This window comes from Rhodococcus wratislaviensis (assembly GCF_041228765.1).
Lineage (GTDB): Bacteria > Actinomycetota > Actinomycetes > Mycobacteriales > Mycobacteriaceae > Rhodococcus_F > Rhodococcus_F wratislaviensis.
In genome coordinates, this window is the sequence record NZ_CP150488.1 from 6,171,650 (window position 1) to 6,191,481 (window position 19,832).

The 19,832-nt window shown below is 67.2% G+C and carries 22 protein-coding genes; 9 read left to right on the forward strand and 13 right to left on the reverse strand.

The window, feature by feature from the left end:
• Window positions 1–34 precede the first annotated feature (34 nt).
• Both WKC72_RS28630 and WKC72_RS28635 read left to right on the forward strand, forming a co-directional pair.
• Entirely contained in the window at window positions 35–649 is a 615-nt protein-coding gene (locus WKC72_RS28630) for an acid phosphatase (protein ID WP_005240106.1), read from the forward strand.
• The gene (locus tag WKC72_RS28635) at window positions 646–1,125 is read left to right on the forward strand and encodes a GNAT family N-acetyltransferase (RefSeq protein ID WP_037245153.1); all 480 of its coding nucleotides are present in this window, start codon (window positions 646–648) and stop codon (window positions 1,123–1,125) included. Before WKC72_RS28630 ends, WKC72_RS28635 begins: the two co-directional genes overlap by 4 nt.
• Here WKC72_RS28635 and WKC72_RS28640 read toward each other — a convergent pair.
• A complete protein-coding gene (locus tag WKC72_RS28640) occupies window positions 1,122–1,559 on the reverse strand; it encodes a hypothetical protein (RefSeq protein WP_005240102.1) in 438 nt (145 codons plus the stop codon). The two genes, WKC72_RS28635 and WKC72_RS28640, sit on opposite strands and share 4 nt — an antisense overlap.
• Window positions 1,560–1,635: 76 nt before the next feature.
• On the opposite strand from WKC72_RS28640, the gene WKC72_RS28645 reads away from it, so the two are divergent.
• Window positions 1,636–2,592: a diacylglycerol kinase family protein gene (locus WKC72_RS28645; RefSeq protein WP_037245151.1), complete on the forward strand. Its 957-nt coding sequence runs from the start codon at window positions 1,636–1,638 to the stop codon at window positions 2,590–2,592.
• 239 nt (window positions 2,593–2,831) lie between these two features.
• Window positions 2,832–3,086, forward strand: a complete 255-nt coding sequence (locus WKC72_RS28650) for a WhiB family transcriptional regulator (RefSeq protein WP_005240099.1) — start codon at window positions 2,832–2,834, stop codon at window positions 3,084–3,086.
• A gap of 60 nt (window positions 3,087–3,146) precedes the next feature.
• On the opposite strand, the gene WKC72_RS28655 is transcribed toward WKC72_RS28650, so the two are convergent.
• The gene (locus WKC72_RS28655) at window positions 3,147–4,649 is read right to left on the reverse strand and encodes a sensor histidine kinase (RefSeq protein ID WP_037245148.1); all 1,503 of its coding nucleotides are present in this window, start codon (window positions 4,647–4,649) and stop codon (window positions 3,147–3,149) included.
• A 17-nt stretch (window positions 4,650–4,666) separates the two neighbouring features.
• Window positions 4,667–4,882, reverse strand: coding sequence for a biotin/lipoyl-binding carrier protein (locus WKC72_RS28660; protein WP_005240095.1), 216 nt, complete (start codon window positions 4,880–4,882; stop codon window positions 4,667–4,669).
• A gap of 94 nt (window positions 4,883–4,976) precedes the next feature.
• Between WKC72_RS28660 and WKC72_RS28665 the strand changes: the two genes are divergently transcribed.
• Complete coding sequence (locus WKC72_RS28665) at window positions 4,977–5,051, forward strand: 50S ribosomal protein bL37 (RefSeq protein ID WP_022597109.1); 75 nt, start codon at window positions 4,977–4,979, stop codon at window positions 5,049–5,051.
• Window positions 5,052–5,121: 70 nt separating this feature from the next.
• Here the strand turns inward: WKC72_RS28665 and rsrA are convergent, their stop codons facing one another.
• A complete protein-coding gene (gene rsrA / locus WKC72_RS28670; protein WP_005240092.1) occupies window positions 5,122–5,403 on the reverse strand; it encodes a mycothiol system anti-sigma-R factor in 282 nt (93 codons plus the stop codon).
• Window positions 5,400–6,137 (reverse strand): sigma-70 family RNA polymerase sigma factor, encoded by a 738-nt coding sequence (locus tag WKC72_RS28675; protein WP_043943904.1) that lies wholly within the window; start codon window positions 6,135–6,137, stop codon window positions 5,400–5,402. Before WKC72_RS28675 ends, rsrA begins: the two co-directional genes overlap by 4 nt.
• Before the next feature lie 98 nt (window positions 6,138–6,235).
• Between WKC72_RS28675 and ybaK the strand changes: the two genes are divergently transcribed.
• Entirely contained in the window at window positions 6,236–6,730 is a 495-nt protein-coding gene (gene ybaK / locus WKC72_RS28680) for a Cys-tRNA(Pro) deacylase (RefSeq protein WP_112299303.1), read from the forward strand.
• Here the strand turns inward: ybaK and WKC72_RS28685 are convergent.
• Complete coding sequence (locus tag WKC72_RS28685) at window positions 6,717–7,475, reverse strand: SOS response-associated peptidase (protein WP_037245719.1); 759 nt, start codon at window positions 7,473–7,475, stop codon at window positions 6,717–6,719. The genes ybaK and WKC72_RS28685 overlap by 14 nt on opposite strands.
• Before the next feature lie 78 nt (window positions 7,476–7,553).
• Between WKC72_RS28685 and aroA the strand changes: the two genes are divergently transcribed.
• Together aroA and rsgA are read left to right on the forward strand one after the other, a co-directional pair.
• On the forward strand, window positions 7,554–8,870 hold the full coding sequence (aroA, locus tag WKC72_RS28690; protein ID WP_128639014.1) for a 3-phosphoshikimate 1-carboxyvinyltransferase: 1,317 nt from the start codon (window positions 7,554–7,556) through the stop codon (window positions 8,868–8,870).
• Window positions 8,816–9,856: a ribosome small subunit-dependent GTPase A gene (rsgA, locus tag WKC72_RS28695; RefSeq protein WP_081792784.1), complete on the forward strand. Its 1,041-nt coding sequence runs from the start codon at window positions 8,816–8,818 to the stop codon at window positions 9,854–9,856. The genes aroA and rsgA overlap by 55 nt, the downstream gene beginning before the upstream one ends.
• Window positions 9,857–9,885: 29 nt before the next feature.
• Here the strand turns inward: rsgA and WKC72_RS28700 are convergent, their stop codons facing one another.
• The 6 genes from WKC72_RS28700 to WKC72_RS28725 all read right to left on the reverse strand — a co-directional run bounded on the left by WKC72_RS28700 (window position 9,886) and on the right by WKC72_RS28725 (window position 16,161).
• Window positions 9,886–11,124 (reverse strand): fatty acid desaturase, encoded by a 1,239-nt coding sequence (locus WKC72_RS28700; RefSeq protein ID WP_128639015.1) that lies wholly within the window; start codon window positions 11,122–11,124, stop codon window positions 9,886–9,888.
• Between the two features lie 112 nt (window positions 11,125–11,236).
• Window positions 11,237–12,493 carry an acyl-CoA desaturase gene (locus WKC72_RS28705; protein WP_009479539.1) on the reverse strand — a complete coding sequence of 419 codons (1,257 nt, stop codon included), beginning with the start codon at window positions 12,491–12,493 and terminating at the stop codon, window positions 11,237–11,239.
• 62 nt (window positions 12,494–12,555) lie between these two features.
• The gene (locus WKC72_RS28710) at window positions 12,556–13,671 is read right to left on the reverse strand and encodes a ferredoxin reductase (protein WP_037245141.1); all 1,116 of its coding nucleotides are present in this window, start codon (window positions 13,669–13,671) and stop codon (window positions 12,556–12,558) included.
• 91 nt (window positions 13,672–13,762) lie between these two features.
• Complete coding sequence (locus WKC72_RS28715; RefSeq protein WP_009479537.1) at window positions 13,763–14,275, reverse strand: hypothetical protein; 513 nt, start codon at window positions 14,273–14,275, stop codon at window positions 13,763–13,765.
• A 30-nt stretch (window positions 14,276–14,305) separates the two neighbouring features.
• Entirely contained in the window at window positions 14,306–15,730 is a 1,425-nt protein-coding gene (locus WKC72_RS28720) for a wax ester/triacylglycerol synthase family O-acyltransferase (protein ID WP_037245137.1), read from the reverse strand.
• Window positions 15,724–16,161, reverse strand: coding sequence for an HAD-IA family hydrolase (locus WKC72_RS28725; protein WP_037245135.1), 438 nt, complete (start codon window positions 16,159–16,161; stop codon window positions 15,724–15,726). The genes WKC72_RS28720 and WKC72_RS28725 overlap by 7 nt, the downstream gene beginning before the upstream one ends.
• A 105-nt stretch (window positions 16,162–16,266) precedes the next feature.
• Between WKC72_RS28725 and WKC72_RS28730 the strand changes: the two genes are divergently transcribed.
• Window positions 16,267–16,794, forward strand: coding sequence for an Rv3235 family protein (locus WKC72_RS28730; protein WP_370180518.1), 528 nt, complete (start codon window positions 16,267–16,269; stop codon window positions 16,792–16,794).
• Window positions 16,795–16,810: 16 nt separating this feature from the next.
• Here the strand turns inward: WKC72_RS28730 and secA are convergent, their stop codons facing one another.
• Complete coding sequence (gene secA / locus WKC72_RS28735) at window positions 16,811–19,681, reverse strand: preprotein translocase subunit SecA (RefSeq protein ID WP_370184566.1); 2,871 nt, start codon at window positions 19,679–19,681, stop codon at window positions 16,811–16,813.
• Window positions 19,682–19,832: the final 151 nt, after the last annotated feature.

Consider the following 19,832-nt stretch of genomic DNA (forward strand, 5'->3'; position numbering starts at 1 on the left):
GCCATACACGCAGATTGACTGACATGATGGATGGATGCCACCCAGTGATTCGCCGCGCGGCCGTCGGATCGTCCTCCTCCGACACGGCGAAACGGAATGGGCCCGTTGGGGTAAACACACCGGTCGGACCGACGTCCACCTCACCGAACTGGGTGAAGCCCAGGCACGGCGGGTGGGTCCGGCAATGGACGCTCTCGAGCTGCGCGACCCCCTCGTCATCGTCAGTCCGCGGCAACGCGCCCGGGAGACGGCGGAGCTGGCGGGATTGAAGATCCAGCGCACCTGGGACGCACTCGCCGAATGGGATTACGGGATCTACGAGGGCATGACGACCCCCGAGATCAGGCAGCAGGTGCCGGACTGGACCGTGTGGACGCATCCGTGCCCTCGCGGCGAGCAGGCCGAGCAGGTGCACACCCGGTGCGACCTCGTTCTGTCCGTCGCGCATTCGCAACTCGTCGACCGCGACGTGATCCTCGTGGGGCACGGCCACTTCTCGCGCGCGCTCATCGCTCGCTGGGCGGAGCTTCCGATCAGCGAGGGACGCCGGTTCGCGATGTCGCCGGGCGCGTACTCCGTCCTCGGCTTCGAGCACGGGGCGCAGCAGGTGGTCAGCCACAACGTGACAAGCGAGGAAGGTGCCCGATGATCAGACGCGCAGTACCCGAGGACGTCGCCGCGATCACCGCGATGATCTACGAACTCGCCGAACACCAGAGGGCCCGCGACGAGTGCACCGTCACCGCCGACCAGATCGACGACGCCCTGTTCGGCCCGCAGCCGTCCACGTTCGCCCACGTCGCGGCGAACGACGACGACCGGGTCGTCGGGATCGCGGTGTGGTTCCGGAACTTCTCCACCTGGGACGGAACACACGGCATCTATCTGGAGGACCTGTTCGTCAGCCCGTCCGAGCGCGGTTCCGGGCACGGCAAGGCCCTGCTCGCCACACTCGCGAAGGAGTGCGTCGACAACGGCTACACGCGACTGTCGTGGTCGGTGGTCAACTGGAACAAGCCGTCGATCGCGTTCTACGAGTCGCTGGACGCGCACCCGCAGGACGAATGGACCACGTACCGGCTCACCGGGGATCCGCTCGGCCGCCTCGCGTCCGAGGTGAGTTAGCGGTCCGACGGGTTGTCGGCGTCGGCCTCCTGGCCGTACTCGGCAGCCATCCACTTCGACGTCGGACTGCTGAACAGGCACCCGAGGGCCGCCACCACGACGACGCCGAGCAGCACACCGAAGAACGGCTGGTGCGAATCGGTGAGCAGCGACCACGCCACCGGGAGCAGGAGCAGTTGGGCGACGATCGCGATCGCCCGCCCCCAGCGCCGGCCGAAGATCAGGGCGAGCCCGGCGGCGAGCACGGCGCCACCGAGAATCGCGAACCAAGCCGCGGTGCCGTATCCACTGCTGACGCTCTGGTCGTGTCCGAGGAGTCCCCGGATCACCAGCACCACGGCGACCCCGACCGCCACCGCGCCCTCGAGCGACACCAGGGCGCCCGCCGCGCGGACCGTGGTGGGCGTGGACTTGCTGAGAGACGGCTTCGGCACGTCGGCCAGCCTAGAACACCCCGTCGCCGGCGGCCTCGGACGGTGACACGTGCCGCCCCGGCTAGGCTTGGGCCCCGTGCGCGCGCTGCTGATCGTCAACCCCAATGCCACATCGACGACCCCGGCCGGGCGTGATCTCCTCGCCCACGCGCTGTCGAGCCGGGTGCGGTTGACGGTCGCGCACACGACACACCGGGGTCACGCCGCCGAACTGGCGCAGCAGGCCTGCGTGGACGGGATGGGCCTGATCATCGTCCACGGCGGAGACGGCACCGTGAACGAGGTGGTCAACGGACTGCTCGGCACCCCGGAACCGAAGTCGATGAGCGCGGTGACGGTGGGGCCGATCCCCCCGATCGCCGTCGTCCCCGGCGGGTCGGCGAACGTGTTCGCCCGTTCGCTCGGCATCGCACCCGACCCGGTGGACGCCACCAACCAGCTCATCGACCTCCTCGCCCGCAGGCAGCGGCGCAGGATCGGTCTCGCGCACTGCGACAATCGCTGGTTCACGTTCAACGCCGGTCTCGGCTGGGACGCCCAGGTGTGTGAGGCGGTCGACATGCACCGCAAGAATGGGCGGCCGGCCACACCGGCGCAATATGTCCGCGCGGCGGTGCGCGTGTTCTTCCGATCGAAATACGCGGAGCCGACGCTCACCGTCGAGGTTCCCGATCGCGATCCGGTCGAGGGCGTTCATTACGCATTCGTGTCGAACGCGAGTCCCTGGACGTATCTGAACAAGCGGGAAGTGCACACCAATCCCGACACCACCTACGACACCGGCCTCGGTGTCTTCGCGATGCGATCCACCGCGATCCTCACGACGCTGCGGGTGGCCCGCCAGCTCCTGACCCCCGGAACCCGCCCGAAGGCGAAGAAGCTGGTCCGGGTCGACGACGTGCCGTGCGTGCGAATCACCGCGTCGGAGCCCATCGGACTGCAGATGGACGGCGACTACATCGGACTTCGCAAGGTCGTCGAGTTCGTGTCGGTGCCCGAGGCGCTGGATGTGGTCGCGCCGGCGCGACCCTGAGCAAATCTCGAGAATCCCCGTTTTCACCTAGCGGGAAGTGTCTGCACGGGGTACAAAGGACGGCGCGCCTCGAAGGGCAGCCTAAGTACGTGAGCTCCCCCACGGTGCGGCGGTTTTCTATTGACATCCCGCCAGTTCGTGAAAGCATTCACAAGCAACAGTGCGGAAACATTCTCTACGCACACATGAACTCATGAAGACGAAACGGTGCATTACGCACCCAGTTAAGGAGCAGAAGGATGGACTGGCGCCACAAGGCAATCTGTCGCGACGAAGACCCCGAGTTGTTCTTCCCTGTGGGCAACAGCGGTCCGGCTCTCGCGCAGATTGCTGATGCCAAGGTTGTCTGCAACCGCTGCCCGGTGACCGCCGAATGCCTCTCGTGGGCACTCGAGTCGGGCCAGGACGCCGGTGTGTGGGGCGGCATGAGCGAAGACGAGCGTCGCGCACTCAAGCGCCGCAACGCTCGGACGCGTGCCCGCACCACCGTCTGATACTTCGGAAGAAGACGGGCCCGGCACCACATGGTGCCGGGCCTTTTGCTTACCCGCCGATCAGTACCGCGGCCCACGACGGCCCAGCGGCACGCGTAACACGGCATCCGTTCCACCGTCCGCCCCGGGATGCAGCCCGAGGGAACCGTTCAGCTCGGCGGCCACCAGGGTCCGGACGATCTGCAGACCGAGACGGTCCGACCGCTCGAGGCTGAAACCGGGCGGCAATCCCCTGCCGTCATCGTGGATCACGACGTCCAGCCACCGCGCGGAGCGTTCGGCCCTCATGGTGACCGTGCCCGGAGCGCCGGGCTCGAAGGCATGCTCGATCGCGTTCTGCACGAGTTCGGTCAGCACCATCACCAGCGGCGTGGCCCGCTCCGCGGAGAACACCCCGAAGCTGCCTTCTCGCCGGACCTTGATCGGCGTACTCACCGTCGCCACGTCGGACAGGATCGGCACCAGGCGGTCGACGACCTCGTCGAGGTTCACTTCCTCGTCCACCGACATCGACAGTGTGTCGTGCACGAGGGCGATCGAGGTGACGCGGCGCACCGATTCGCTCAGCGCCTGCCTGGCTTCCTCGTTGTTGGTGCGTCGGGCCTGCAGTCGCAGGAGCGCCGCCACGGTCTGCAGGTTGTTCTTCACCCGGTGATGGATCTCGCGGATCGTCGCATCCTTGCTGAGCAGGGCGCGATCCCGCCTCTTCACCTCGGTGACGTCCCGCACGACGACAGCGGCGCCCACCCGCTTCCCACCGGGTTTGAGGACCAGCGCCCGGAGCAGAACGGTCGCTCCCCTGGCCTCGATCTCCATGCGGCGGCCCGGCTTGTCGGCGATGGTGTCGCGGATGTACCCGGCGACCTCCTGCGACTCGAACGGATCCGTCACGAGCGACCGCGTGGTGGCGGCGAGGTTCTGGCCGATCAGGTCCGAGCTGAGCCCCATCCGGTGATAGGCCGACAGCGCATTGGGACTCGCGTAGACCACGCTGCCGTCGGTGTCGAGGCGGATGAAGCCGTCGCCGGCACGCGGACTCGAGTTGGTGTCCGACCGGGCCTCACGGATCGGGAAGGTGCCGTCGCTGATCATCTGGCACAGATCCTCGGCGCAGTCGAGATACGCGACCTCGAGCGGGCTCTGCGCCCGCTGATGCGACAGGTTGGTGTCCCGGCTCAGGACCGCGATCACCTCGCCGTTCCACCGCACCGGAACCGCTTCCCCACGCGGCGGCAGACCCGCGTGCCCGCCGCCGTCCTCGGGGCGCACGACGCGGCCCTCGAGCAGCGCCTGCAGCACCTGCGGGTGTTCCGACTCCGACACGACGGTCCCGACGACGTCCTCCGGGAACGCAGTCGACGCGGTGGTGGGCCTGCAGTGGGCGACGCAGATCACGGTGCCGGTGGCGTCGGTGGCCGCGGAATCCGTTCCGACCCAGAGCAGGACGTCCGCGAAGGAGAGGTCGGCGAGCAACTGCCATTCACCGACGACTCGCTGGAGATGATCGACGGCCTCGCCGGGCAGGTCGGTGTGTTCGGCGAGCAGGTCGCTCAGTGTGGACATCGTCGGTGGGTGTCAGCTCAGGAGATGACTGCGATCAGGTCGCCCTGCTGGATCACGTCGCCGACCTTGACGTCCACGGACGTGACCGTGCCTGGCTCTTCGGCGATGACGGGAATCTCCATCTTCATCGACTCGAGGATGACGAGCGTGTCGCCTTCCTTCACCTCGTCACCCGCGCTCACCACAACCTGATACACCGTCGAAACCATTTCGGCGCGCACGTCTTCTGCCATTGTGATCCTTCACTCCCGGGTGTCGAGAAAGCCCTGTTGCAAGGACACCCAACCACACGTGGAAGACTGTGGTGAAAAGAAGGGAGATCTACTCATGGGTAAGCGTGGTCGTAAGAAGCGCAGTCGCAAGGGCAACGCCGCAAACCACGGCAAGCGTCCCAACGCCTGACGCGCCGTAGAACGCACCAGGGGCCGGAAAGCAGCGATGCTTTCCGGCCCCTGATTGCTGTTCTGACGGATTATGCGTCGGGTTCCGTATTGGTGATGAGGATCGTCCGCCGCAACTCGATGGAGAGCCGCTGACGCAGGCTTTCCGGCGCGTGCTCACCGCCGCACTTGCGGTTCACGAGGCTCTTCACCTTCTCCTCGATCCCGTACGCCTCGAGGCACGACCCGCACTCGTCGAGATGTCTCTGCAGCCGCGCCCTCGACGCCTCGTCGCATTCACGGTCCAGCATCAGCCAGACGTCTGCGATGACGGCGGAGCAGTCGAGCTGCTCGAATTCGTCCTGCTCGCTCACCGAGAAACCTCCTGCTCCGCACTCACTACACTGTCGCCGGGCACCTCGTCGGTGCCCCCACGGTTGAATCCACGTTCGCGTGCGACATCGGCGAGCAGACCCCGGAGCTGCTTGCGCCCGCGGTGCAGCCGCGACATCACGGTCCCGATCGGGGTGCCCATGATCTCGGCGATCTCCTTGTAGGGGAAGCCCTCGACGTCGGCGTAGTACACGGCCATCCGGAACTCCTCCGGCAGGGCCTGGAGCGCTTCCTTGATGTCGTCGTCGGGGAGCGCGTCCAGCGCCTCCACCTCGGCGGACCGCAGACCGGTCGACGAATGTTCCGCCGTCGCCGCGAGCTGCCAGTCGGTGATCTCGTCGGTGGGGTACTGCGCGGGCTGGCGCTGCTTCTTGCGGTACGAGTTGATGTACGTATTCGTGAGAATCCGGTACAGCCACGCCTTGAGGTTGGTGCCCTCACGGAACGAACGGAACGCCGTGTAGGCCTTCACGTACGTTTCCTGCACGAGGTCCTCGGCGTCCGCCGGGTTCCTGGTCATCCTCAGAGCAGCACCGTACAGCTGATCCAGAAGTGGGAGCGCATCCCTTTCGAAACGCGCGATCAACTCGTCCTGTGGTTCGGCCTGGTCTGCCGTCGGACGGTCATGTTCCTGCACGCTGATCCCTTCGGTCGCCGTGGGCGTCAACGTTACCGCCAACTGCAGACGCGACGTGGGCTCCATCACCGAGGACATCACGATACGGACCACTCCCTTCGATGCACTGTTCTTCTGCAGGTACCAACACGCCTCCCGTCCGCTGTGTTCCCGACCGCGTGGCAGAGTGTCTGTCCATGGCCGGAACTGCCACTCCCGCGACGAAGCTGCTCGTCAAACATCGCATCGACCACACCGTGCACAGCTACGCGCACGATGCGCGGGCGGAATCGTACGGTTCGGAGGCCGTCGACGCCCTGGGCGAGACGGTCGGCGTCACCGCACACCAGGTGTTCAAGACGCTGGTGATCAAGCTCGACACCGGCAAGCTGGCGGTCGCGGTCCTGCCGGTGCCGGAGAAGCTGTCGCTGAAGGCGGCGGCCGCGGCGCTGGGCGCGGGCAAGGCGGTGATGGCGGAACGCACCGACGCGGAACGCTCCACCGGGTACGTCTTCGGGGGCATCTCACCGCTCGGACAGCGCAAGGCGCTCGCGACGGTCGTCGACGCGTCGGCGCTCGACTGGGACCGGGTGCTGTGCAGCGCCGGCAGGCGCGGACTCGAGATCGAACTCGCGCCCGCCGACCTGGTGCGGCTCAGCGGAGCCGTCACCGCCTCGGTCACAGCAGGCTGATCTGCTCCCCCACCTGCTCTTCGTCACGACCGGCCGCGTCGGGGTCGAGGAGTTCCGGTCCGTTGTTCTTCACACTGTTCACCAGCGTGGACACCCGCCGGACGGTGATGTCGGCGATCGCGTCGGGTGACACCGCGAGCAGATCCGTCGACGCGGGGTGCTCGGGATCGAGCCACGCGGTCCAGCGGTCGCGGGGCATCACGAGCGGCATCCGGTCGTGGACGTTCTCGAGCTGGGCGGCCGAGTCGACCGTGATGATGCTGCAGCTCAGGACCGGCGGTGAGTCCTCGACCGCGGGATCGTGCCAGACCGACCACAGCCCGGCCATGTACAGGCGGGAGCCGTCCTCCGGCGACATGTAGTACGGGATCTTCTTCGCCTTGCCGGGCTTCTTCCCGGCTGCTGCCGCATCGACCTCGGTCTGCCACTCGTACCAGCCGTCCATCGGAACGAGGCAGCGCTTGTACTTGAACGCGTTCCGGAAGGCCGGTTTGGTGTCGACCGAATCCGCTCGCGCGTTGAAAAGCACCGGCCCCTTGCCGAGCTCCTTCGTCCAGGACGGCACGAGCCCCCACCGCATCCGCCGGATCCGCCGGGCGTCGTGACGGTCGACCACCGTCAGGACCTGTGTGGTGGGCGCCACGTTGTAGTCGGGCGGGCTCTCCTCCTCGCCCGCCTCGTCGATCGCATCGAGGTCGGCCGCGAGTGTCGCCGGATTCGCAGTGGTCGCATACCTGCCGCACATGCCCACCAGAGTGGCACGAACCACCGACACCCGCGACACACCGCCCACCCCGCCCGGCGACACGCCCGATAGGCGAAGATGGAGACCGTGAGCCTGAGCCTGTGGAACGCCCCCCGTGCCGAAGCGCCCGTCGTCGCGACGGTCGCCCTCCCCGGATCGAAGTCGATCACCAATCGCGCGCTGATCCTCGCCGCACTCGCGGACGGTCCGTCCACCCTCACCGGGGCATTGCGCAGCCGGGACACCGACCTCATGATCGGCGCGCTCCGCACGCTCGGCATCGGCATCGAGACGGCCGGCGCCGACACGACGCTGCGGGTCACCCCCGGTCCTCTCCATGGTGGTGCGGTCGACTGCGGCCTGGCGGGCACCGTCATGCGGTTCCTTCCCCCGGTCGCCGCGCTCGCGAGCGGAACGGTTCACTTCGACGGGGACGAGCAGGCGCGCACCCGGCCCCTCGACACGATCCTGGACGCGCTGCGCGGTCTCGGCGCGGACATCGACGGCGACTCCCTCCCGTTCACGGTTCGCGGTGGGGGTTCGCTGCGCGGTGGACGGGTCACGATCGACGCGTCCGGCTCGTCACAGTTCGTCTCCGGGCTGCTGCTGTCGGCGGCCGCTTTCGACGAGGGCGTCACGGTGCATCACGACGGCAAGACGGTGCCGTCCATGCCGCACATCGACATGACCGTCGAGATGCTGCGGGAGTCGGGTGTCGAGGTCTCCACCCCGGCGACGGGCGGGGAGGCCGACACGTGGCGGGTGAGCCCCGGTGTCGTCCGGGCCGTCGACCGGGCGATCGAGCCCGACCTGTCGAATGCCACCGCCTTCCTGGCCGCCGCCGCCGTCACCGGCGGTGAGGTGACGGTTCCCCTGTGGCCGAGCAGGACGACGCAACCCGGAGACGCAATCCGCGACATTCTGCTGGCGATGGGCGCTGACGTCCGGCTGGACGGCGCGAACCTCACGGTCCGCGGTCCGCAGCAGCTGAACGGCATCGACATCGACCTGCACGACGTGGGCGAACTCACCCCGACCGTCGCAGCGCTCGCCGCACTCGCACACGGTCCGTCGCACCTGCGGGGCATCGCGCATCTGCGCGGCCACGAGACCGACAGGCTGGCCGCACTCGCGCACGAGATCAACTCGCTGGGCGGGAACGTCACCGAGACCGAGGACGGCCTCACGATCGTCCCGGCAGACCTGCACGGTGGGACGTGGCGCTCCTACGCCGACCACCGGATGGCGACCGCGGGCGCCATCGTCGGGCTGCGCGTCGACGGCATCCGGATCGAGGACGTCGGCACCACGGCGAAGACCCTGCCCGGTTTCGAGAACCTGTGGGCCACAATGCTGTCCGCCGGTGCGGGCACCGAGCGGAAGGCGAGCTTCTGAGTCGCAGGCAGTACGACGAGTCCGACGTCCGGGTGCGCCCGGGCCGAGGAACGCGCCCGCGCACGAAGACCCGGCCGGAGCACCTCGCGGCGGAGTCGGCGATGGTCGTCTCGGTCGACCGCGGCCGGTGGGGTTGCGTGCTGGGCGGCGACCCCGACCGCCCCCTCGTCACCATGCGCGCCCGGGAACTGGGCCGCACCCCCATCGTGGTCGGCGACGAGGTGAGTGTGGTCGGCGATCTGTCCGGCAAGCCCGACACCCTGGCGCGGATCGTGCGGGTGGCCGAGCGCTCCACGGTGTTGCGACGCACCGCCGACGACACCGATCCGTACGAGCGGATCGTCGTGGCCAACGCCCAGCAGCTGCTGATCGTGGTGGCGCTGGCGGACCCGCCGCCGCGGACGGGATTCGTCGAACGTGCGCTCGTCGCCGCGTATGCGGGCGGGTTGAGTCCCATCGTGTGCCTGACGAAGAGCGATCTCGAGCCGCCCGAGGAGTTCGCGAGCGCGTTCGCGGACCTCGATGTCCCCGTCGTCGTGGCCGGTCGCGACGATCCGGTCGACGAGGTCCTGTCGATGCTGTCGGGCCGCCTCACCGCGCTGATCGGCCATTCGGGGGTCGGGAAGTCGACTCTCGTCAACCGTCTCGTGCCCGACGCCGACCGGGCCGTCGGCGTGGTCTCCGGCGTCGGCAAGGGCCGGCACACCTCCACGCAGTCGGTCGCGCTGCCGCTTCCGACGGGCGGTTGGGCGATCGACACTCCCGGTATCCGGTCGTTCGGACTTGCCCACATCTCCCCGGAGAACGTGGTGGCCGCGTTCTCCGATCTGGCCGCCGCCATCGAGGACTGTCCGAGAGGATGTACCCACCTCGGCCCGCCCGCGGACCCGGAATGCGCGCTCGACCTACTGGAGGGCAAGGCCGCCAAACGCGTCGACGCGGTCCGTCACCTCCTCACGGCCATCGCGTCCAACGAAGCCTGGTGAGGGACGAACCGCGTCTGTAGCGGAACTTTCTAGCGGGACAGCAGCGCGCGCAGACCGCGGCGCTTGCGGGTGCGCTTGATCGCGGTACTCAGCCCCTGACGGCGGCCGGTCACGGGATCGATTGTCGCCGTGGTGTTTCCACCGAACTTGCGCTCCGACGCCGTCTCCGGCGCGTCATCCGCGGTCGCCTTGAGGTACTTGTTCGGCAACGACAGCTTGGCGATGGTGCGCCACGACTTCGCGTACTGCACGAGGAAGGGCCCGGTCGTGTACGGCAGGTCGTACTTGTCGCACAGTTCCCGCACCCGCACGGCGATCTCCGCGTAGCGGTTGCTGGGCAGGTCGGGGAACAGGTGGTGCTCGATCTGGTAGCTGAGGTTGCCGGACATGAAGTCCATGAGCTTGCCACCCTCGATGTTCGCGCTACCGAGCATCTGCCGCAGGTACCACTGGGCCGGCGTTTCCTTGTCGATGTCCGCCTTGGTGAATTTCTCGGCGCCGTCCGGGAAGTGCCCGCAGAAGATGATCGCGTTGGTCCACACGTTGCGGATCATGTTCGCGGCGATGTTGGCGGTGAGTGTGCTCTTCCACGCCGGACCCGTGACCGCGGGGTGGATTACGTAATCCTTGAGGATCTGCTTGCCGACCTTCTCACCGACCTCGCGGAGCTTGCGCTGGGTCTCCTCGCTCGGCACGCGCCCCTTGGCGACCTTACCGAGTTCGAGATGCTGCGCCGCGATTCCGTACTCGAAGAACAGCGCGAGCAGCGTGTTGTACAGGAGATTGCCGGTGTTGAACGGCTTCCACCGCTGGTCGCGCGTGACGCGCAGCAGTCCGTATCCCACGTCGTCGTCCATGCCGAGGACGTTGGTGTACTTGTGGTGAATGTAGTTGTGCGTCTGCTTCCAGTGAGCGGACGGTCCCGTCACGTCCCACTCCCACGAGGTGGAGTGGATCTCGGGATCGTTCATCCAGTCCCACTGGCCGTGCATGACGTTGTGGCCGAGTTCCATGTTCTCGATGATCTTCGAGAGGGACAGCATGGCTGTGCCCGCCAGCCAGGCGGGACGCCGCTTGCTCGCGAAGAGGATGGCTCGGCCACCGATTTCGAGGGAACGCTGCAGTCTGATCGTGTTTCGCACGTACCGCGCGTCACGCTCCCCGCGGGACTCTTCGATATCGCGCCGGATCGCATCGAGCTCGCGTCCGAGCGACTCGATGTCGGCTTCGGTGAGATGTGCGTATTCCTTGACGTCTGCAATCGCCATGGGGGACCTCCTCCTGGCTGGGTCGACAGTTCGCACCCGAAAGGCGCTGACTCGACCTACCGTACCGTAAGTTACGACACCGTAGGTTACCTGAGTGTAGGTGTGAGTGAAATCACCGTCGACGTCGGGGAATCTTGGCCTCCGCGCGGGCGCGCAACGCCGACAACAGACCCCGCCGCTGCCCCGTGACGGGATCCGTGCGCAACGTCTCGACCATCGCGGCACCCGCATCACGGGCGTCGCGGAACTTGCGTTCCGAGGACGTCTCCGGCGCGTCGTCCGCCGTCGCCCGCAGGAACCGGTCGGGCAGGGCGAGCTTGTGGATCGTGCGCAGAGCCAGCAGGTACTGCTTGGCGAGCGAACCCGTGGTGTACGGCAGGTCGTACTTCTCGCACAGCGCCCGCACCTTCACGGCGATCTCCGGGTACCGGTTGCTCGGCAGGTCCGGGAACAGGTGATGCTCGATCTGGTAGCTGAGGTTCCCGCTCATGAAACCCATGATCTTGCCGGAGTCGAAATTCGCGCTGCCGAGCATCTGGCGGAGGTACCACTCGTGCCGGGTCTCGTTCTCGTACTCGTCCACCGTGAACTTCTCGGCACCGTCTGGGAAGTGCCCGCAGAAGATCACCACATAGGCCCACAGATTCCGCACGAGGTTGGCGGTGGCGTTGGCCGTCAGCGTCGACTTCCACGCCGGCCCCGCGAGCACCGGGAACAGGAGGAAGTCCTTGCCGACCTGGCGGAAGATCTTGCGCCCGAAATCCTTGTTGGCCTGGGAATTGAGCTGACCCTTCTCCGCACCCTCCAGCTCGGCGGCGAACGTGAGGTCGTGGAGCGCGATCCCCCACTCGAACGTAGCGGCCAGGATGATGTTGGCGAAGGGCTGCAGCAGATTGATCGGCCGCCACTCCTCGTCGCGGGTCATCCTGAGGATGCCGAACCCCACATCGGAATCCATTCCCACAATGTTGGTGAACGTGTGGTGGGAGTAGTTGTGCGCCCGCTTCCAATGCTCCGAGGGGCCCGTCTGATCCCACTCCCACGACATGGAGTGGATCTCCGGATCGTTCATCCAGTCCCACTGGCCGTGCATCACGTTGTGGCCGAGTTCCATGTTCTCGATGATCTTCGAGAGGGAGAGCATCGCGGTGCCCGCGAGCCAGGCCGGGCGGTAGCGGCTTCCGAACAACGCAAGCCGGCCACCGAGCTCCAACAGCCGTTGCGCCCTGATGGCCCGGCGGATGTAGCGGGCGTCGCGAACGCCCCGCGAATCCTCCACGTCGAGCCGGATCGCATCCAACTCACGCCCGAGCGATTCGATGTCCGCTTCGGTCAGATGCGCGAACTCTTTGATGTCGGTGATCGCCACCGTGCTCCTCCGTCTGGTGAGAGTCCGAGAATAGCGGAGTCAGGTGAACAACACGCTCACGCTCACGCGTCGAGCGTGCAGTCCCCTGCCGCCGCGGAGATACAAGTCTGGACTCGGTCACCTTCGGCGTGCTGCTTGCCCGACCTCAGGTCGATCGCATGCCCGGCGAGAATCGGCACGACACAGGTCTGGCAGATACCCATCCGGCAGCCGAACGGCATCAGTGCCCCGACCTGCTCACCGGCCTCGAGGAGAGTGGTGGCACCGTCGATCGACACGGTCTTGTCGGCCTTGGCGAACGTGACGGTCCCGCCCTCGCCGGACGTGTCCGCGCGGGAGACGGCGAACCGTTCGAGGTGCAACTTGCCCTCGATGCCCTCGTCGCGCCACAACGTCTCGATCTCGTCGAGCATCGGCAGCGGCCCGCAGGCCCACGTCTGCCGTTCACGCCAATCGGGACACACCTCGTCGAGCGAGGACAACGCGAACTTGCCCTGGCTGCGGGTGAGCTGGATCTTGCACCGGAAGTCGTCGTGCTCCTCGTGGAGCCGGGTGAGCTCGTCGGCGAACATCACGTCGGCGTCGGTGGGGGCCGAATGGACGTGGAAGACGTCGGGGAGCTGACCGCGCCGGTTCATCGTGCGCAGCATCGCCATGACGGGTGTGATGCCGCTGCCCGCGGTGAGGAACAGGATCCGCTCCGGCGGCGGATCGGGCAGCGCGAAGTTGCCCGTGGGCGTCGCGAGCCGCACGATCGTTCCCGAGGGCACGCCGTTGACGAGGTGACTCGACAGGAATCCCTCGGGCATCGCCTTGACGGCGATGGAGATGAGCTTGTCGTCCCAGTTCGGCGGCGACGTGAGGGAGTACGAGCGCCAGTGCCAGCGACCGTCGATGTGCAGACCGATGCCGATGTACTGGCCGGGCTCGTAGTCGAAGTCGAATCCCCAGCCCGGCTTGATGACGATCGTGGCCGAGTCCGCCGTCTCCGCGCGCACCTCCACGATCTGTCCGCGCAGTTCGCGAGCCGACCACAGCGGGTTGGCCAGGTGCAGGTAGTCGTCGGGCAGCAATGGCGTCGTGAGCCGTGCCGCCGCACCCCGCAACCAATTGAGCTTGGACCGCTTGGCGGGCACGACCGCTGCTGCGGGCGCCTCGATCCAATCCTTCAGACCCATCCGACCTCCACCTTTTCCGTCATGACCTACGCTACCGTAGGTTACCAAGCTACGGTACCGTAGGTTACCCCGAGGTAAGAGGACGGACCGGTCAGAGTAGTTCGAGAAGGAACGGAAGCTCCTGGGTGGCGTACCACGCCAGGACATGATCCTCCGCGTCACCGAGAACGAACTCGGCGTCCGGGTCCCCGAGATCCGCCTCGTCGATCGCCGACACGGCCCGTTCGATGTCCGGCTCCGCCTCCGCGAGATCCACGTGCACCGACGCGACCGTGCCGATCGTCACCGGACCGGGCAACCGGACCACGGCGTCGTCGAGGTCCGGTCGCGGCGTCACGTCGTCCACGTCCGCGGCGACCACGGCGCGACGGAAGCGAACCCCGTCGCTCCCGCTCTCCCCCACCCGGCCCGCAATCAGTCGCAGCGAGGCCCGGGCCGCCTCGGCCATCGCGACCTCGGCCAGTTCTTCGTCGTCGCCCGACGAGTACGCCTCGCGGAGCGTGGGGGTGACGGCGAAGGCGGTACGGCTCATCGGATCGAACTCCCGGTCGGCGACGAGCCGCTGAAGGATCTCGATCGTCGCGGGAACGTACACCCTCGTCATGCGTCACCCGTCATTCGCACCGCGGACTTCTCACCGGCTGGCATCCAACAACTCCTCGAGAGATTCGTACAGCAGCGCCGCCACCACGTCCACGTCGGCCATGGCGTCACGGTCTGCATTCAAACCGTAGTAGACGTTGCCGTCGTAGGACGTCAGGCCGATGCTCAAAGTCTGGTTTTTCAGCAGGGGCGACACCGGATACATCTCGAGCATCCGCGCTCCCCCGACATACAGCGGCAACTGCGGTCCCGGCGCGTTGGTGATCATCAGATTGAACATCCGCTGCGAGAAGCTACTCGCCACACGGGCACTCATCGCGTGCAGCGTTGCGGGCGCGAATCCCGACAAACGCACCAGGGTCTCCGCGGTGACCCGCTGGCTCTGCTTGGCGTGCGCCTCCATGGCGTGCGCCACGTGCGACAGCCGCACCACGGCATTCGGTTCCCCGACCGGCAGGTCGATGAGGAACGACGACACCATGCTCCGCGGATCCGCCCACTCGCCGCGGCGTGACGCCTCGTCGTCGGCCTCGGGATCCGTTGCGTACACGGACATCGGCACCATGGCCCGGACCGTGGTCGACTCCGCCACCGGCTCACCGCGGGACAGCAGCCAGTACCGCATCGCGCCCGCCACGACGGCGAGGATGACGTCGTTGACCTCGCACCCGTACTGCGCGCGGATCTTCCGGTAGTCGCCCAGTTCGGTCTTGACCACCGCGAAGCGCCGATTGCGTGAAATGGTCGCGTTGAGCGGACTTGCCGGCGCCACCTGCGTAGCGGTGCGCACGACGGCGGCGACCTTGCCGACGGCGCGCACGGTCTCGCCGAGCGCAGACGCCATGTCACCCAACGTCATCCGCAGCGCCGCCAGCCCTTCGCCCGGCCTCGACACCATCTCCGCCAGCGCCCCGGCGATGAGAGTGGACTCACTGGGGGCCGGGCTCGGCATCCAGAGTTCCTCGGCCATGGGCCGCCGGGTCTTCGCCGGGTCCAGGATCACCTGACCGATCTCGAGCGCCGTCTCACCGTCGACCAGCGAGGAATGGGACTTCGTGAAGATGGCGAAGCGGTTGTTCGACAACCCCTCCACCAGGTACATCTCCCACAGCGGTCGCGTGTTGTCGAGCGGCCGGGACGTGAGCCGTGCGACCAGATCGTGCAACTGGGCGTCCGATCCAGGCTTCGGCAGCGCCGACCGCCGGACGTGGTACTCGATGTCGAAGTCCTGGTCATCCACCCACACCGGCCGCGACAGCCCCAGCGCCACCTCCCGCACCTTCTGCCGGTAGCGCGGCACCAAGCTCAGCCGTTCCTCGACGAGGCTCAGTAATTCCTCGTAGGACAACCCGTTTCGCGGCTTGCGGAAGATCGCGAGCGACCCCACGTGCATCGGCGTACTGCTCGCCTCGAGAAAGTAGAACGACGCGTCCTGCGTAGTCAGTCTCGTCACCATGTCGGCGCCTGTCCCCCTTGCATCCCGTCTCGATCGACCTCGAGAAGTATCGCTATCTCCTCCGCGGTGGCGCCGCCGTCGACGTGGTGGATACCCACCATCCCGACGGCCACCGCACCCCGGACATTGACCGACAGGTCGTCGACGAAGATACAGTCCCCCGGGGCCAGACCGAGCGCGTCGGCCGTCAGCCGGTAGATCCGCGGGTCGGGTTTGGCGACACCGACGTCCCCGGACAGCACGACCTGATCGACCAGCCGGCCGTCACCGAGTTCCCGCAGCCACTGCGCGCCGGGACCACCGGGATCGTTGCTGAGGATCGCGGTCCGCACCCCACGGATCCGGGCACCGGCGAGAACGGACGACAGGCCGTCCATGTCCGAACCGGGACCCGCGAGAACGCCTCCGAAGTCCACTATCAATCCCCGCACGTCACCACCCTAGGGTCCGCTCCCCGGTTCGGCGACACGACGACGGGATCCGTGCGAGTATGACCGCTACGACGGCCGTCTCATGCCGAAACCGGGGGGTAAGAAATGAGTGAGTCCTACACGTTCCTGTCACGGGTGCCGCGCTTCGAACCGGCGGCCGGTGACATTCCCGGGCCGCCTCGGCCTGGGCGTTCGCCGGCGGCGCCGTCGGGCGGGCGGCACTCGTCCGGGCGCGGCAGGCACCGCTCGTCGCCCCACTCGGGGGCGTCGCCACGCACCGCCGCGACGCAGCCGGGAACTCTGCCTCTTCCGTCGCCGGATGTCCAGCGGTTCACGGAGCAGGCGTTCCGGCTCGTCCTCGAAGTGCTGGATCGGCGCCGCAACGTACGGCAACTGCGGCCGCTGGTGACGCCGTCGCTCGTCGACGTCGTGCGCACGCTCGCGCTGTCGGAGTCGCCCGCCCGGCGACTCGGTGTCGCGACGCTCGTCCGCGTGCACCTGCGTGCGGTGGAGCCGTGCGCATTCGAGGCCTTCGGCACCTACGGCCGAGGACCGCGGATCTTCGTGATCGCGGCCCGTGTCGAACAGGAGTCCGACACGGGCTGGACCGTCACCTCACTGGTGATCGGCTGATCGTCTTCTGCTGCGGTCAGCGCTTGCGCTTGGTCCGCGGGGCCTTCTTGCCCTTCGACTGCGACCGGGCGGCCTCACGCCGCTGGCGACGGGTTCCGGCGTCGGAGGTATCGTCCGACTCGGCCGCTCCGCGGCGGCTGAGCTGGGCGTTGCCGTCCTCGGCAGGCCCGGAGTAGGTGAGCCCGCGGGGCTCGCCGTCGTCCAGTCCCTTCGCACGGAGGGCGGACGGTGCCGCCGTGCCCTGCGCCTGCTGCGCCGCCTCCTGGGTGGGCAGAGGCCGCGGCGCGGCCGGGGCGGGCGAGGCCGACGCCGTCGCCGCTGCGGAGGCCGCGGTGACGCTGACGCCAGGGGCCTGTGCCGCCTGCGGGGCGGCCGCCTCGACCTGAAGGTTGAACAGGAATCCGACCGACTCCTCCTTCAGGCCCTCGAGCATGCCGCCGAACATGTCGAAACCTTCGCGCTGGTACTCGACGAGCGGATCACGCTGGGCCATCGCCCGCAGGCCGATGCCTTCCTTGAGGTAGTCCATCTCGTAGAGGTGTTCGCGCCACTTGCGGTCGAGCACGCTCAGCAGGACGCGGCGCTCCAGTTCGCGCATCGATCCCTCGCCGGCGACGCCGTCGATCTCGGCCTCGCGCCGGGCGTAGGCGTCGTGTGCATCCTTCAGCAGGGTCTCACGCAGTTCTTCGGCGGTGATGTCGTTGGTCTCACCGTCGTCGCTGTCGCCGGCCAGTTCCTTGTAGTCGAGGCCGACCGGGTACAGCGTCTTGAGGGCCGTCCACAGTTGTTCGAGATCCCAGTCCTCGACGTACCCTTCGGCGGTGGCGCCGTCGACGTAGGCGGTGACCACGTCGGTGATCATCTTCTCGACCTGGCCCTCCATATCCTTGCCTTCGAGGATCTGGCGGCGCTCGTTGTAGATGACCGTGCGCTGCTGGTTCATCACCTCGTCGTACTTGAGGACGTTCTTGCGGATCTCGAAGTTCTGCTGCTCGACCTGCGTCTGCGCGCTCTTGATGGCCTTCGAGACCATCTTCGCCTCGATCGGAACGTCGTCGGGCAGGTTGAGCCGGGTCATGATCGACTCGAGCGCCGCGCCGTTGAACCGTCGCATCAACTCGTCGCCGAGCGACAGGTAGAACCGCGACTCACCCGGATCGCCCTGACGGCCGGACCGGCCGCGCAACTGGTTGTCGATGCGCCGGGACTCGTGCCGCTCGGTGCCGAGGACGTACAGTCCGCCCGCCTCACGAACCTTGTCCGCGTCCGCCTTCACCTCGGCCTTGACCTGGTCGAGGACGTCGTCCCACGCCGCCTCGTAGTCGTCGGGCGTGTGAACGGGGTCGAGCCCCTGCTTGCGGAGCGCGATGTCCGCGATGATGTCGGGGTTGCCGCCGAGCACGACGTCGGTACCACGACCGGCCATGTTGGTCGCCACGGTGACGGCGCCCGACCTGCCGGCCTCGGCGATGATCTGGGCTTCCTGCTCGTGGAACTTCGCGTTCAGCACGTTGTGTGCCACGCCGCGCTTGGTGAATTGCTTCGACAGGTACTCGGACCGCTCGACGCTGGTCGTGCCGATCAGGACCGGCTGGCCCTTCTCGTGCCGCTCCACCACGTCGTCGACGACGGCGTCGAACTTGGCTTCCTCGGTCTTGTAGATCAGGTCGCCGTTGTCGACGCGGACCATCGGCCGGTTGGTGGGGATCGGGATGACGCCGAGGTTGTAGATCTGGTGCAGCTCGGCGGCCTCGGTCTCAGCCGTACCCGTCATGCCCGACAGCTTGTCGTAGAGGCGGAAGTAGTTCTGCAGCGTGATCGTGGCGAGGGTCTGGTTCTCGGCCTTGATCTCGACCTTCTCCTTGGCCTCGATGGCCTGGTGCATGCCCTCGTTGTACCGGCGGCCGACGAGGACGCGGCCGGTGAACTCGTCGACGATGATCACCTCACCGTCGCGGACGATGTAGTCCTTGTCCTTCGTGTAGAGCTCCTTGGCCTTGATGGCGTTGTTCAGGTAGCTCACGAGCGGCGAGTTGGCGGCCTCGTACAGGTTGTCGATGCCGAGCTGGTCCTCGACGAGTTCGACGCCGGCCTCGTGGACGCCGATGGTGCGTTTGCGGATGTCGACCTCGTAGTGCACGTCACGCTTGAGCAGCGGCGCGATGCGCGCGAACTCCGCGTACCACTTGCTCGAGGCGTCGGCAGGGCCGGAGATGATGAGAGGGGTCCGGGCCTCGTCGATGAGGATGGAGTCGACCTCGTCGACGACCGCGAAGCTGTGACCGCGCTGGACGAGATCGTCCAGGGAGTGCGTCATGTTGTCACGCAGGTAGTCGAACCCGAACTCGTTGTTGGTGCCGTATGTGATGTCGGCCGCATAGGCTGCGCGACGCTCGGCAGGCGACATGCCGGACAGGATCACGCTGGTGTCGAGGCCGAGGAAGCGGTGGACGCGGCCCATCCACTCGGAGTCGCGCTTGGCGAGGTAGTCGTTGACCGTGACGACGTGCACGCCGTCCCCGGCGATCGCGTTGAGGTACGCGGGCAACACGCAGGTCAGGGTCTTGCCCTCACCCGTCTTCATCTCGGCGATGTTGCCGAAGTGGAGGGCGGCGCCGCCCATGATCTGCACGTGGAAGTGCCGCTGGTCGATGACCCGCCAGGACGCCTCGCGGGCGACGGCGAACGCCTCGGGCAGCAGCTCGTCGAGCGTCTCGCCGTCGCGGTAGCGGGCGCGGAACTCCTCGGTCTTCGCGCGGAGTTGCTCGTCGGTCAGGTCTTCGACCTCGGGCGACAGCGAGGAAACGTGGTCGGCGATGTGCTTGAGCCGCTTGACCATGCGACCTTCACCAACACGGAGCAGCTTCGATAGCGACAGCGACGGCACAGTCTTGTTCGTCCTCAATCTTCGGCAGTGGATGGGTGACACACAAAATCCGGCCGGAGGTCCGAGAACCCCGGCCGGATTCCATGGTAGGCGCTTCCGCGATCGGACGAGTAGACCGACCGCTCGGATCGTCAGGCGGAACGGGAGTACA

Bases quoted from the DNA above. Each gene is read 5' to 3' on its own strand.
- WKC72_RS28635 (WP_037245153.1), top strand. From the start codon at position 646: ATGATCAGACGCGCAGTACCCGAGGACGTCGCCGCGATCACCGCGATG.
- WKC72_RS28700 (WP_128639015.1), bottom strand. From the start codon at position 11,124: ATGGCGATTGCAGACGTCAAGGAATACGCACATCTCACCGAAGCCGAC.
- WKC72_RS28730 (WP_370180518.1), top strand. From the start codon at position 16,267: ATGAGTGAGTCCTACACGTTCCTGTCACGGGTGCCGCGCTTCGAACCG.
- WKC72_RS28655 (WP_037245148.1), bottom strand. From the start codon at position 4,649: ATGTCCACACTGAGCGACCTGCTCGCCGAACACACCGACCTGCCCGGC.
- WKC72_RS28675 (WP_043943904.1), bottom strand. From the start codon at position 6,137: ATGTCCTCGGTGATGGAGCCCACGTCGCGTCTGCAGTTGGCGGTAACG.
- WKC72_RS28720 (WP_037245137.1), bottom strand. From the start codon at position 15,730: ATGGTGACGAGACTGACTACGCAGGACGCGTCGTTCTACTTTCTCGAG.
- ybaK (WP_112299303.1), top strand. From the start codon at position 6,236: ATGGCCGGAACTGCCACTCCCGCGACGAAGCTGCTCGTCAAACATCGC.
- WKC72_RS28650 (WP_005240099.1), top strand. From the start codon at position 2,832: ATGGACTGGCGCCACAAGGCAATCTGTCGCGACGAAGACCCCGAGTTG.
- WKC72_RS28710 (WP_037245141.1), bottom strand. From the start codon at position 13,671: ATGGGTCTGAAGGATTGGATCGAGGCGCCCGCAGCAGCGGTCGTGCCC.
- WKC72_RS28630 (WP_005240106.1), top strand. From the start codon at position 35: ATGCCACCCAGTGATTCGCCGCGCGGCCGTCGGATCGTCCTCCTCCGA.
- WKC72_RS28685 (WP_037245719.1), bottom strand. From the start codon at position 7,475: ATGTGCGGCAGGTATGCGACCACTGCGAATCCGGCGACACTCGCGGCC.
- aroA (WP_128639014.1), top strand. From the start codon at position 7,554: ATGGAGACCGTGAGCCTGAGCCTGTGGAACGCCCCCCGTGCCGAAGCG.
- WKC72_RS28715 (WP_009479537.1), bottom strand. From the start codon at position 14,275: ATGACGAGGGTGTACGTTCCCGCGACGATCGAGATCCTTCAGCGGCTC.
- WKC72_RS28660 (WP_005240095.1), bottom strand. From the start codon at position 4,882: ATGGCAGAAGACGTGCGCGCCGAAATGGTTTCGACGGTGTATCAGGTT.